We start from the raw sequence: 13,302 nt of genomic DNA, 5'->3' as shown, positions 1-13,302 counted from the left end.
GCCCCTTTTCAATAAAGAAAAGAGGCGTGTTTGTTTTAAATGATTGATTGAGAGCAAAACTTATCTACGTCCGCCACGACCTCCGCGAGAGCGGCCTGATGATCCGCGACTGCTGCTGCCACGTGAGTAAGACGAGCTGCCTCGCGAGTAACCAGAACTACGGTTTGAGTAACTGGAACCATAGCTGGAGCTGGGACGTTGTGATGAGTAAGACGATCGTCCGTTTCTTGAAGCCGCAGCCTGAGATGAACGATTGATCTGCTGGCTGAGCTGTCCCCAGTTTTTCTGCATGCTCTTTAAGCCGGATGCAATCTGCTGGCTCGACGATTTACTATATCGAGAGTTTGCAGAAGAGGAACGCCGACTGGATCGGGATGAGGCACTCTGGCTGCTGCGACTGTTAGAAGAGCGGGCAGCCTGCTGGCTGCTGCTCGATTGACGGTTGCTGGCAGAGGATGAACCCTGGCCGACCTGTCCGTCTCCCAGTGTGCCGGTTTTGGTACCATTGTCTGTGGTGACAGTGGAACTGACCTGACCGTTGGCTGCGGTAGTGTTGACCGAAGCCGATCCTTTGCTGGAATCGATGTTGGTGGAACCGTTGTAGGTGCCGTTTCCATTGCCGGTTGCGGTGCCCGAACTGTTATGTTGCACGTTGGCGTATCCATTTGTGCCTTGAACCGAAGTGGACGACGAACGAACGCCGCTGACTGAACCGTCCGCGTTCTGATTGACGCTGCCGTTTGTGTTACGGCTTCCATACGCGTTCACGCCGGTGTTGGTGGCGACAGAACCGCTGGCCTGGGTATTGTAGTTGGCTCCGGTTTGTGTTTGTGTGACCGAACCAGTGACCTGACCGGCTCCAGTCGCGGACAGTCCATTCGATGTGTTTACCGTTCCCCCGCCTGCTGCACCGAAGTAGGTGGTGCTGCCGACCGTTGTTTTGCCGGCAATGCCGGTTCCTGTGGCGGTCGCGGAATTTCCTTGAGGACCCGTGACGGTGGTTGTGGCAGCACCCGCACCAACGGTCGTCGCGCCATTCTGATAGACGACACTTCCCCCTTGCGTGGCGCCGGTAACGGTGTTGCCGTTCGGGCCGGTGTAGGTCGTGGAACTGCTGCCCGTAGATGCGGTCGCATGACCATAGGGGCCTGTGGTTGAAGTTTGTGTCGCGGAGCCGCTGACGTTTTCACCATGATAGGTTGCGGTCGTGGTTGTCTGATTAGGATAAGCGTAAGCGGCATACAGTTCAGAAACAGTCGCAGGTACGAAATAGCGACCGGCGACATAACCGGCGGCTGCCACGTAGGCCGCCTGACCCGTTAAGGGCGCACCGCTGGCATCGACGAATTGTTCCGGTGGTTGTTCCAGAGCTGCATCGACTTCCGCCCGCAGTTTATCGATTGCCCGCCAGACATCATCGGGTTGTGTCTTATAGGCACGTCCCAGCAAAGTTGTTGTGGCGATGTTATCGCCCAGTTGTGCCAGGATTTCCGGGTACTGTTTCAGTTTCTCTACGTTCGGATCGCTTACGTTTTTGAATTGTTGAATGCGTTGTGCGAAGCGACCGCCGCCGATTTGGACTCCGTTCTGTCGGGTGGCCTGTCGGATCGCCAGTGGGTGTTGAGATGCCTGCAGAATGGTTTCGACGAGGTCATCCGGATAGAAGGCGATACCGGTGACGAGGCTTTCGATCGCCCGTGGTGATAATGTTTTCTGTTGCAAGATGGCGCCGGGTTGCTGTGCGCTGACGATGTTGGGTTGAATCATGAAACAGACTCCGGCTGTGATGGCTAACAATCCTTTAAAGTAACTCTTTGTTGCTGATGTCATTCGTTTCCCCATCTCTTTTCTGGTGTTGTGAATAATTGTTTCTTGATTCACATCCTGCCTTCTCTGATGCTTTGCGACCTTTGGTTGCGCCTGGTCAGTATTGATATAGCTTAGTTTTCGGGAGTAGTCGGAAATGGATTTTAGAAAAATGAAGATTTCCATGAACTCTCTCACTGTTGGCTTTCCAATACCTGTAAAACGATGATCAAAGACAACATGTTGCGAAAAAGAAACATCACATGGCTCCTCTCAAAACCATGTTGTTTGTCCCGCGTCTTGAATACTCAAGGCTGTGGAAGCGGGTTTCAGAAACCAGAGAAAATATTTGAGAAATGAGGAATCGCTTTGAATTTAATCGAAAAAATTTTCGAAACGAAACCGGGGGGCGCGTGTTGGATTAGTATCATCAAAGAAGAACGTATCGCGGGCCCCTGTTTGAGTTAGTACTCTCCTGTTTTTCGTGGATCAATCTGAACATCAACACTGCTGCATCGCTCAATCGCATTCCGTCGAATTCAGACCACGAACGAAATTGGCGACAAATCAAAAAAGTCGATGAATCCAGTCGAGTTGTCGCCTGTTCCCTGATATAGTATGAACAGAAATCTCAGTACCATCAGGGAGCCTCTGGTATGACGTTCAAACAATCGCGCGCGGATCAGTCTGGCACGTTTACGACACCCGGATTATTGAATCGGCGGGAGTTGTTGAGAACCGCTGGTGGCGGAATCGGGTTGATGGCATTGGAGTCTTTGTTGAAAACCGATCGTGTCTCTTATGCTGCTTCTGGTTCCGGTTCTCTCAAGCCGAAGGCGCCTGATTTTCAACCACGTGCCAAGCGATTGATCTGGCTGTTTATGCATGGCGGCCCAAGCCACGTTGATCTATGGGACCCCAAGCCGGACCTGGTGAAATATTCGGGACAGCCTTTGCCCGACAGTTTCGGTGAAGTGATGACGCGACGCAAGGTCGCGAAGAATCCATTACTGGCGCCGATCAAACCGTTTCGACGGCGTGGGGAATCGGGTTTGGAAGTCAGTGATTTTCTACCGCATACGGGCGCGCTGGTGGATGATTTATGTGTCGTGCGCTCATTGCACGGCGATAGTGTGAATCATCCCCAGTCGGTATACCAGATGAATACCGGCAGCATTTTGATGGGGCATCCGAGTGTGGGGAGCTGGGTCGCTTATGGACTTGGTTCGGAGAATGCCGACATGCCCGCGTTTGTGGTCATGCCAGATCCGGGCGGCGGAATCAAAGGAGGCCCGCCTGCTTGGGGAAGCGGTTATCTGCCTGCGACGTTTCAGGGAACAACAATGCGCCCGGGAAAGACGCCGATTTTGAATTTGAAACCGCCCGCCTCAATTTCTTCGCGGCAGCAACGTGCGACGTTGGATCTGATTCAATCGATGAACCGGCGGCATTATGAAAATCGAGATCGGGATGATGAATTGTCGGCGCGCATCTCTGCTTACGAGTTGGCATTTCGGATGCAGACGGCGGCGCCTGAACTGGTTGACCTGACCCAGGAGACAAAAGAGACGCATGCGATGTATGGCCTGGATGATCCAAAGACGCGTGACTTTGGTGAACGGTGTTTGCTGGCGCGACGCATGATTGAACGGGGGGTGCGGTTTGTGCAACTCTATTCCGGCGACACCGTCGGCTGGGATGCGCACAGTGATGTGACCCGCAATCATACAACATATTGTCGTAAGACAGATCAGCCGGTGGCGGCGTTGCTGAAAGATCTCAATCGACGCGGCTTGCTGGAAGACACCCTGGTGGTCTGGTGTGGCGAGTTTGGTCGGATGCCGATGAGCGAGCAGGGCAAAGGCCGCGATCATAACCCATGGGGGTATTGCGGCTGGTTGGCTGGTGCCGGGATCACTGGCGGCCGCGCTTATGGAGCCACCGATGCGATTGGCCTGCGTGCGGTGGAGCAGAAGGTCCATGTGAATCAGTTTCATGCGACATTGTTGCACCTGATGGGCCTGGATCATGAAACCCTGACCTACTTCCATAACGGTCTGGATGAAAGGCTGACGGGACCCGCGGAGGTCGAAGTGGTGAAAGGACTACTGACATGAAGCAAGTATTCCGAATTCAGTGGTTGTTCCTGGTAACCTGCTGTCTGTTGTTTTTTACGGACAGTGGTTCCGCGCATGAACGGTTTAAGTTGAAAGAGTCGCCGATTACCAAAGCGGACCGCGAACACTGGTCGTTTCAGCCGATTCAAAGACCTGGTCTGCCAGCTGTCAAAAAACAGGAATGGTCGCGGACTCCCATCGATCGATTTATTCTGGCCAGACTGGAAGCCGAAAAGTTGCAGCCGGCGCATGACGCTGATCGGACAACACTCATCCGGCGTTTATATTTTGATGTGATCGGTCTGCCTCCGATGCCGGAAGACGTCGATCGGTTTCTGGCGGATCAGTCAAAAGATGCCTACGAGAAGCTGGTAGATCGCTTGCTGGCCTCAGAGCATTATGGCGAACGCTGGGCACAACACTGGCTGGATCTGGCGCGCTTTGCAGAGACAGACGGTTATGAACATGACAAGATCCGGCCGCATGCGTGGAAGTACCGCGACTGGGTGATTAAGGCGTTGAATGCTGATATGCCCTATGATCAGTTTGTCCGCTGGCAACTGGCGGGCGATGTGATTGCACCGCAGAACCCGGATGCGAAAATCGCGACGGCCTTTTGTCTTTCCGGTCCTGATATGCCTGATATCAATTCACAGGAAGAACGCAGACACACCTTATTGAATGAGATGACATCGACGGTCGGCTCGGTCTTTATGGCACTGCAGATGGGATGTGCCCAATGTCACGATCACAAGTATGATCCCATCAGCACGATTGATTTTTATCGTATGCGTGCTTTTTTTGAACCGGCGGTGAAACCGGTGCGGAATCAATCGGTATTGATGCTGGCTTCGACGGGAACGTCGGGTCAGCCGAGCCATGTGATGATTCGAGGGGACTGGCGTCAGCCGGGTCCCCAAGTTCAGCCGGCATTTTTACGGGTTGCGAATCTGAACGATTTGAATGTTGAATCCAACGATGCGAAACAGCAGCGGCTGGCGTTTGCCCGCTGGCTTACACAGGACGAGCATCCATTGACGTCGCGCGTGATTGTAAACCGGATCTGGCAGCATCATTTTGGTCGTGGTCTGTCCACGTCGCCCAGTGATTTTGGCACGATGGGCGAATCGCCTTCCCATCCGGAATTGATGGACTGGCTGGCAGCAGAACTGATTGCATCCGATTGGAAAATAAAATCGCTGCATCGTTTGATTCTGACTTCCAGCGTCTATCGTCAAGCCAGCAGACCCAAGTTGAGATCATTGCAGAAGAACAAAGACTGGGAGCAGTCATTAAAGGTCGATCCAGAAGCCACGTTACTCTCGCGATTTCCACGTCAGCGTCTGGATGCCGAAGTGATTCGGGATGCGATGTTGGCGATTAGCGGAACGCTTTCCTGCAAAACCGGCGGCCGAGGCGTGATGCCTCCCTTGCCGCGTGAGTTACAGGCGACGTTGTTGAAGGGACAATGGAAGACGAGCCCGAACCAAGACGATCATTATCGACGCAGTATCTATGTCTTCGCGCGGCGCAATTTGCGCTACCCTCAGTTTGATGTCTTTGATCGTCCCGATGCGAACACCAGTTGTGCTCGACGCGGCAACTCGACGACGGCGCCGCAGTCATTGCTGATGTTGAATTCAGAAAGCTCGATCAAGTCTGCACGAGAGTTGGCCGGTTTTATCTGGGATCAGGTCGGTTCTGATGAAGATCGGCAGGTGACATCACTCATCCGTCGTGCGTTAGGACGTGTTCCCTCTCAAGCAGAACAGGCAGAACTGATCGCTTTTCTAAAATCGCAACGCGCGATGCTTTCCGCTGAGAAACGGCCCACTCAAAAATTGTTGCTCCCCATTACCGATGCAGAGATCAAAGCTCCCTACGCAGGCGCCGCTTTAACAGATCTCTGCCTGGCGATTCTGAATACCAGTGAATTTCTCTATATAGATTAAAATCCGCTCCCCGTCCACATTTCAGAAATGAGCGATTTTTTGCCAGTTTAATTTGTAAGGAACCCTAAGGAATGTTAAGGTCGATACAGCGTTAGTCATTCATTTTTAGAGAAAGATAATTCCCATGAGAAAAATGATGTACCTGCTGTTGTCGGCTGTGTGTTGGGCAATGGTGTTTCCTGCGTCTGATGCCAGGGCAGAAGAGGAAGCGTTGATTGGCGACTGGCGATTGCAGGGTGATGCTCGCGATCAGAGCCGTTTCCAAAATCAAGGCGTCAATCGAGGCGTGATACTCAAGCCCGGTCAGCCAGCGCAATTTGACGGGCGAAAGGCATTCATTGAAGTTCCCGATTCAAAGTCGCTGCAGTTGGGGACCGGCGAGTTCTCAATCATGATGACGGTGAATACGAGTGCCGATCTGGATGATGTGATTGGTAGCGTGCTGAGTAAGTATGATGCGAACACACGCCGCGGGTTTCAGTTGAGCATTAAGAATCATGCCGGCGTGACCAGCAGCCAATCGAATGATCGTCATCTTCAGTTTGGAATCGACAATGGGAAAATTGATGCCAACTGGACGGATCATGGTCAATTGGGAGAAGCCGTTCTCGTTTACAGTATGGCCGTTTATGACGGGCAACTCTTTGCCGGCACCTGTGTTCCGGGAGAGAAGGCTGCCGGTCGTGTGTTCCGGTTTGCCGGCGGGAAGAAGTGGATTGATTGCGGGGCGCCGGATTTATGTAACGCCGTAAATTCACTGGCGGTCTATAACGGGCAACTCTATGCGGGGACGGGTAAGTATCGTTTGAAAGGTTCTTCACTGTCTGAATCAGACAACCCGCATTTTGGCGGCAATGTTTACCGATATGAAGGAGACGGAAAGTGGGTGCACTGCGGTCAGTTGCCGGGTGTGGAAGCGATCAACGGGATGGTGGTTTATCAGGGAAAACTGTATGCCTCTTCGATGTATGCGCCGGCTGCGTTTTTTCGCTACGACGGAGGCACAAAGTGGACTTCGTGCGGCGTGCCGGAGGGGAAGCGTGTGGAATCGATGGCCGTCTATAATGGCGACCTGTATGCTACCAGCTATGATGCTGGTGCTGTGTTTCGGTATGACGGCAAGCAGTGGTCGCCCGCCGGGAAGGTGGGAGAGTCAACGCAAACCTATGGCTTTACAGTTTATGCAGGAGATCTGTATGTGAGTGAGTGGCCGCACGCCGAAGTCTATCGCTACGCGGGAAAGAATCAATGGACGCTGGCGGGGCGGCTGGGGGAAGAGAAAGAGAGTATGCCACTGGCTGTGTATAACGGCAAGATGTATGCTGGCTCGCTGCCTCTGGCAGAAGTCTACCGCTATGATGGCGGCGTCGACTGGAAGAATACCGGTCGGCTCGACATGACGCCGGACGTGCGTTACCGTCGTGTCTGGTCGATGGCCGTTTATCAGGGGCGGTTGTTTGCCGGAACATTGCCGGCAGGACGCGTGCATTCCATCGAAGCCGGCAAAAGTGCGACTTACGATACCGCACTCAAACCGGGGTGGCGTCAGATTGTGGCGGTCAAAGAAAAAGGTCGTCTCAAGCTGTATGTTGATGGCGCGCTGGTGGCGACCTCCTCAGCATTTGATCCAGCCGAATACGATCTCACGAATGACAAACCGTTGCAGATTGGATTTGGGGCACACGATTATTTCAATGGAAATATGAAAGATGTGAAACTCTATCGGCGGGCTTTGACTGCGGATGAGGTTCGGAAAGACTATTTGCAGAATACCGATTAAAGGGCATCGATCTGAACTGGTGATAAAAAAAGAGCCATCCAAATTTTCGGATGGCTCTTTTCGTTTCTCCCGAGATGAGAGTGTTACTGAACTCCCAGATCTCGACGCAGGTCGTTTTGCAGTTGTGGCACACGGCCTTGTTCTTTGAGCCAGAGTGGTTTCAACGGGAAACTTTCCGGCATTGGCAACCCTTTGAGCTCATGGATATAGCGCCAGAGGATCACAGCTTTCAGCCCTTCTTCGATGGCCAGATCTTCGGTCATCAGGCTGGGGTATTTGTTTAAGACCTTTGCGTACAATACCATGCCTTTCTCAAGCTGATCTTTGGCTTCGTCAAACTTGGCTTCGCGGAAGGCCTGCTCACCATCAAAGATTGCCTTGTGGGCATCAATGGTATCCTGTTCCGATTCAGAAAGGGCACGCGTTCGCCAGAAGCGATAATTGGAGGTGTCCTGATAGCGGTTGGTCCAATGCCGGACATCCGCTTCAGTGATGTTCTCGTCTCGAGCAGCGAGGTCCTTAATGTCGTCTTCAGTCCATTCCAGCACAATCGGGCCTTTGGGGGTAATGAATTCTTCCCGGCCGAAAATGGTGGTCCAGTCTTCAAAGCCTTTTGCCCAGGCGTCGGTCCGTTGTTTACCGAATTTCCCTTCGCGCTGCATGGCGTTGGCGTAATCGAACTGGGCGTGCCAGGGCGAAGCACGGAACAGCATTCTCATTTGTAGATGCTGTTTGTGCTTCAGTTCTTTTTCGTTTGCGATCAGAAAATGTTCTTTTGCGACCTGGTAGTTATCCAGCCGTTCGGGATTGATTTCGGGATCGGGACCGCCTTCAAAGCGTTCTGCATCAGGATCGACTTTGTAGAATTTTCGGAAGAGTCTCCATTCATCGGAGCGTCCGACTTTTTGACCATGCAGGTTTCCGACCTTCCAGTCGAGTTCGGGAAATCGCTCGTTGCGTGTGACGCCTTCATTCAGGAATTTGATGCCTTCTTTGACCCAGAAATAGCGGTCTTCGACGGCGTCCCATTCTGCGGAAACATTATAAGCGAGGTTCCAGCCCTGGAAGTCCCAGACTTTCATATAGTGGGGTTGCAGGAGAATGATCGAATCGACGGTGGAACGCAGCTTGGCCCATTCTTTCTTTTCCTGATACTCTTTGGCATCCAACCAGAGCATGTTTGTGGCAATCCCTCGAAGTCCCAGCAGGACGAAATTCATTGACGCGCTGGACGGGTCCACATCGCCGAGAGTACTTTCCCCCAACTCATGTTTGACACGTAATTTTGCAAGTTCGCCGCCGGAGCCTTCTTCACCTGTAGAAGGCATCCCCAGCCAGATCACAGGGATCAGCAGAATGATAATGGCAATGACATAAGCGAGCTTACGATGTTTGGAAGTGAGTTTGTTCATTTCGCCTCCAATTCGCGAAGTTTCAAGCTATAAAATGAAATAAGTAAGCAAGGAAGAACATAAGCGGCGGAAGTAACGATACCGGGCAGCAGTGCTGCACTCCAGGAAACATCAAACCCTTTGATCACATATTCCCGCATGTTTGAGAAAATTCCAAAGTTGGGGATCACCTGCTGGCAGAGCCAGAGGAAGTTAATAATACCGCCGTCAACGAACTCGATTATTCCTCTTACGGGACCACGAGGGAGTTCTGTTTGAGAATTCATGTGAGTTATTAAGCGATACCAGGCTTCGATGGCGCCTGAGGCTTCCATTTGACCACTCAAAATTTCGTTCATGTATTCTTTGGACATAAATCCGACCATGACGATGGTCAATGTCGTGAGAATGGCAACGGGGCCTTTGACGAAACAGCTGATCGTCACGCCGAGCATGATCACAAGTACCATCGGCAACCAGATCCCGAGTACCGCCTTGGAATATCCTACCAGGAAGGCGCGGTCTGGTGTCCGAATGAAAAGGTCGGGGCGGGCCATACCCAGTAACTGGCCGGCTTCCAGACACCGAACTTCAACGGTCAAATTGCCGTCTTTATCAACCAGATCATCAAAGATGTCGACTTCGACGGCCTCTTTACCTTCATTACTTTTCTGAAGAATTTTACGGTTGATTTTTAGTCTGTTATCGGAATATTCCTTGTTAATCAGTGGGGCAGTATCGACACGCATCCCCGTGTCCGGATTCACGAATGTGAACTGATAGAGGATTCCCCCTTTTTCCATATTCCCTTTATGGGTTCGAAATGCTTCGAACGAGGATTGGAGATTCAGTTCATCGTCGATGGCATCACTTTCGTCGATGTTTTTGAATTTGTAGATGGCACTGGCTTTGGTGGCACCTTCGATATAACTGCGGTACATCCAGATGTCACCCACATTGATCCCGAATTCGGTCGGGGCACCCTCACGGTTCGTGAAGGAGATATCACCATACACGGGAACTTTGGAGACCAGACTTTCTCGGGCCGATTCGGGAACCTGCCGTGTGATCCAGATGTATCCAATGCCTCCCATCACAACCAGAATGGCGGTGCCCAGCAAGGTGAATCCCAGCATTCTACCAATGACGATTTCAATGCGGTAAACGGGTTTTGTGACGACCGTATGAATGGTTCTAAGACGAATATCTTCGGGCAGAGACCAGCAGGCCAGCAGTAGCATAATGGGAATCACAAGCCAGCTGATGGCCTTTAATACGAAGTCGATATAGGACTGGACCTGTAGATCGGGGCGATCGGCCGTACCAGCAAGAAACCAGCCCGCGAACATGAACAGGACGGCGAAAATAATAAAGACAAACAGAATTTTCTGCCGTAAGGATTCACGGATTGTCAACGTGGTGAGCGACCAGATGCGGCGGCAGGAGATGTGTACGATCTGGACGAAAAAGTCCAGGACTCCTCGAAAAACATCGACAAACCCTTTTGATCCGCGAGTAATCACACCCACAATTAAACAGACAAAAAGAGCGATGAGCATTGAGCTCCCAAACACTTTGAGAAAATGTTTAAGGGCATCAAGCAGGTCATAAGGAATAGGATCAAAGGACATAATGATTTACTTCTGTGAATAACATCTCATCGGAAATGATGCTCTGACTTCAGTCAGCCAGTGCCAGAGTCAATGATCTTGAATATAAAGAATAATGTTGCTTACTCTGCCGCTTTTTTCTCTTCCGATTCGGGAACGAATCGTTGCCCAGGACGTGCTTTACTTTCCTGTACTGTTTTAAGGAACAGTGATTCGAGTGTCGCGGTGGGATGGTCGACCGAATCGACTTTCCCATTGTGTTTGGCAACGACCTGCTCAATTTCCTTGATGGCTTCCTCGCTCAGGCGTGAGGTGAGGATTTGTGTTTCTTCCTGTTCTTTCAACAGGTCATCCACGCGTCCCATGACTTTCAATTCTCCACCGTACAGAATGGCGATCCGGTCGCAAACATCCTGCACGTCTGCCAGGAGGTGGCTACACATTAAAACGGTTTTGCCCTGTTCCTTCAGTTCCAGAATCATGCGTTTCATGTCATCCGTACCGAGCGGGTCAAGACCACTGGTCGGTTCGTCGAGCATGACGAGATCAGGGTTATTGATGAGTGCCTGTGCCAGGCCGATACGGCGGGTCATCCCTTTTGAATATTCTTTGAGCTGACGTCGCTTGGCGTGACCCAGGCCGACTTTTTCAATCAGCTCGGCAGATCGTTCGCGACGTTCTTTGGCAGACATTTTGAAGAGCCGTCCGTAGAAATCAAGTGTTTCTTCCGCATTCAAAAAACGATACAGATAGGATTCTTCAGGCAGATAGCCGATGCGTTCGTTCTTTTCCACATTGGTTGCCGGTTGCCCGAGGACGTTAATTTCCCCTTCGGAAGGAAACAAGAGCCCCAGCAGCAGTTTCAGAGTTGTGGTTTTTCCAGAACCGTTGGGACCCAGAAGACCAAAGATCTCCCCTTTTTTCACTTCGAGGCTTAATGAGTTGAGGGCCCGAACTTTTTTGCGGCCCCAGAAATCACGATAGATCTTCGTCAGGTTGCTCACCTGAATGACTGACTCGTTGTCCATTGGCGGTTCTTCGCTCCACTGTTAGTTAGATTATGACCAGTAATAAGAACAGTTTCTTAGTCCTAAAAAAGAACCAACTAAACTAACGCTAGAATATCTGCGGGTTTATTACGATGTGTGACAGAGCTCTGTTGGTAAAAATTTCAACTTCCGGCTCAGGAAATCAAAAAACAGAGAATGCAGCAGATCAATGACTGGCCAACATCCATTACAGGGGCCCGAAACTCAGGAATCCATTCAAAGTACAATGATCCAAAGTGATTAACACTCTAAAATCGGCAGACGGCTCTTGCAAGCTAATAGAGCTGCATAGTGCGTTAAGATTTCAAGAACGCTGTCCCTAAAACCTGTATACAGTGTGAAATCAGTATAACTTAACCTGAGCTCGCAAATGTGTTAGAAACAAATGACAACGATTTGTGATCATTCGGATAGTTAGACTGTGTCCAGTTTTACTGTAGCGTCTCCAAGGCTATTTGGACCAAGTATATTAGATTGAGGCACGCTATGGTAAAATGTGATGCGCTCTAGAAGCGGGCTTTTCTTTGGGATAGATATTCAATCAAAGCTTTGTCGAACGGCATGCTGGTATCGAGGGGAACATAATCAACGCCCATTGCCTGTAATTTTTCCTGATAGGTTTCCCTCATTTCCTTCACAGCTTCCAGGTAGTCTGCTTTCATGCCTTCCGCGTCCAGAACCATCGAGTCTCCCAGTTCGGGCTCTTTCAGGTCGACCATGCCTTCAAAGGGGAAATAGACTTCTGCTTCATCCAGGATATGAAACAGGATGACGTCATGGCCTGCATAGCGCAATCGCTGCAGGCTGTCCAGCACACTTTTCTGATCGGTCAATAAGTCGGAGAAGATCATAAACAGGCTGCGATGTCTGGACATCGAAGCAATCTGCTGAATATTCTGTGAGAATTCTGTCACACCGCTGGGCTGTGAATTTGCCAGCATCGCCAGGATATTTCCCAGTTGGCCTCTTTTACTGCGGGCCGGGAGAAAATTTTTGATCCTGTCACCGAATGTAATCAATCCGACAGGGTCCTGTTGATGAATCATCATATAGGCGAGTGAGGCCGCCAGACAGATTCCATAATCGAATTTGGTCAGTTTCTGGCGAAAGGTATAAGCCATACTCTCTGATAAATCGAGAACCAGGTATCCGGTCAGATTGGTTTCCGCCTGATACTTTTTGATATAAAACCGGTCGGTTTTCGCATAGACCTGCCAGTCGATGTCCCGTGGGTCATCTCCCTGCGAATAACGGCGGTGTTCACTGAATTCGACGCTAAACCCGTGGTAGGGACTGGCGTGCAGGCCGCTCAGAAAGCCTTCGACAATGAATTTTGCCCTTAAGTCGAGGCGCGCAACTGTCTGTATTACTTCAGGTTTGAGATATTGTTCCACATTGGCCATTGGTCATGATCTCCTCTCCTCATGCGGAGCCCACTATAACAGGATTGCGTTTGAGAATCATACCTGATGAGAATTCTGATTCTCAGATTCCCGAGGTTCAATTAAACCATTTATGCGGGCTGGCCGTGATCCTTGTCTATACTCTTGAACATTTTGATTGTCTCAGATAATCTAGGAGTACAGGAGACAGAGAA

General features: G+C 50.9%; 8 protein-coding genes. 3 read left to right on the top strand and 5 right to left on the bottom strand.

The genetic code is table 11. The features are described from left to right. Positions 1-60: 60 nt before the first annotated feature. Entirely contained in the window at positions 61-1,830 is a 1,770-nt protein-coding gene (locus Pan241w_RS21710; RefSeq protein WP_198000075.1) for a DUF3300 domain-containing protein, read from the bottom strand. A gap of 632 nt (positions 1,831-2,462) precedes the next feature. Here Pan241w_RS21710 and Pan241w_RS21705 point away from each other — a divergent pair. From Pan241w_RS21705 to Pan241w_RS21695, 3 genes are all read left to right on the top strand, one after another. Next, a complete protein-coding gene (locus Pan241w_RS21705; RefSeq protein WP_145219874.1) occupies positions 2,463-3,923 on the top strand; it encodes a DUF1501 domain-containing protein in 1,461 nt (486 codons plus the stop codon). Beyond that, positions 3,920-5,875: a DUF1549 and DUF1553 domain-containing protein gene (locus Pan241w_RS21700; protein ID WP_145219872.1), complete on the top strand. Its 1,956-nt coding sequence runs from the start codon at positions 3,920-3,922 to the stop codon at positions 5,873-5,875. The genes Pan241w_RS21705 and Pan241w_RS21700 overlap by 4 nt, the downstream gene beginning before the upstream one ends. Positions 5,876-5,999: 124 nt before the next feature. Continuing rightward, a complete protein-coding gene (locus Pan241w_RS21695) occupies positions 6,000-7,655 on the top strand; it encodes a LamG domain-containing protein (protein WP_145219869.1) in 1,656 nt (551 codons plus the stop codon). 83 nt (positions 7,656-7,738) lie between these two features. Here the strand turns inward: Pan241w_RS21695 and Pan241w_RS21690 are convergent, their stop codons facing one another. The 4 genes from Pan241w_RS21690 to Pan241w_RS21675 all read right to left on the bottom strand — a co-directional run bounded on the left by Pan241w_RS21690 (position 7,739) and on the right by Pan241w_RS21675 (position 13,108). Continuing rightward, complete coding sequence (locus Pan241w_RS21690; RefSeq protein WP_145219867.1) at positions 7,739-9,067, bottom strand: hypothetical protein; 1,329 nt, start codon at positions 9,065-9,067, stop codon at positions 7,739-7,741. Further along, the gene (locus Pan241w_RS21685; RefSeq protein ID WP_145219865.1) at positions 9,064-10,677 is read right to left on the bottom strand and encodes an ABC transporter permease; all 1,614 of its coding nucleotides are present in this window, start codon (positions 10,675-10,677) and stop codon (positions 9,064-9,066) included. The genes Pan241w_RS21690 and Pan241w_RS21685 overlap by 4 nt, the downstream gene beginning before the upstream one ends. Before the next feature lie 101 nt (positions 10,678-10,778). Beyond that, positions 10,779-11,684 carry an ABC transporter ATP-binding protein gene (locus Pan241w_RS21680; RefSeq protein ID WP_145219864.1) on the bottom strand — a complete coding sequence of 302 codons (906 nt, stop codon included), beginning with the start codon at positions 11,682-11,684 and terminating at the stop codon, positions 10,779-10,781. A 527-nt stretch (positions 11,685-12,211) separates the two neighbouring features. Then, entirely contained in the window at positions 12,212-13,108 is an 897-nt protein-coding gene (locus Pan241w_RS21675) for a DUF58 domain-containing protein (RefSeq protein ID WP_145219862.1), read from the bottom strand. Positions 13,109-13,302 lie beyond the last annotated feature (194 nt).

Origin of the sequence: Gimesia alba, assembly GCF_007744675.1 — a bacterium.
Lineage (GTDB): Bacteria > Planctomycetota > Planctomycetia > Planctomycetales > Planctomycetaceae > Gimesia > Gimesia alba.
Note: the sequence above shows the minus strand (reverse complement) of the source record. Positions and strands in the feature narration are given on the sequence as shown.

Bases quoted from the DNA above. Each gene is read 5' to 3' on its own strand.
- Pan241w_RS21710 (WP_198000075.1), bottom strand. From the start codon at position 1,830: ATGACATCAGCAACAAAGAGTTACTTTAAAGGATTGTTAGCCATCACA.
- Pan241w_RS21705 (WP_145219874.1), top strand. From the start codon at position 2,463: ATGACGTTCAAACAATCGCGCGCGGATCAGTCTGGCACGTTTACGACA.
- Pan241w_RS21700 (WP_145219872.1), top strand. From the start codon at position 3,920: ATGAAGCAAGTATTCCGAATTCAGTGGTTGTTCCTGGTAACCTGCTGT.
- Pan241w_RS21695 (WP_145219869.1), top strand. From the start codon at position 6,000: ATGAGAAAAATGATGTACCTGCTGTTGTCGGCTGTGTGTTGGGCAATG.
- Pan241w_RS21690 (WP_145219867.1), bottom strand. From the start codon at position 9,067: ATGAACAAACTCACTTCCAAACATCGTAAGCTCGCTTATGTCATTGCC.
- Pan241w_RS21685 (WP_145219865.1), bottom strand. From the start codon at position 10,677: ATGTCCTTTGATCCTATTCCTTATGACCTGCTTGATGCCCTTAAACAT.
- Pan241w_RS21680 (WP_145219864.1), bottom strand. From the start codon at position 11,684: ATGGACAACGAGTCAGTCATTCAGGTGAGCAACCTGACGAAGATCTAT.
- Pan241w_RS21675 (WP_145219862.1), bottom strand. From the start codon at position 13,108: ATGGCCAATGTGGAACAATATCTCAAACCTGAAGTAATACAGACAGTT.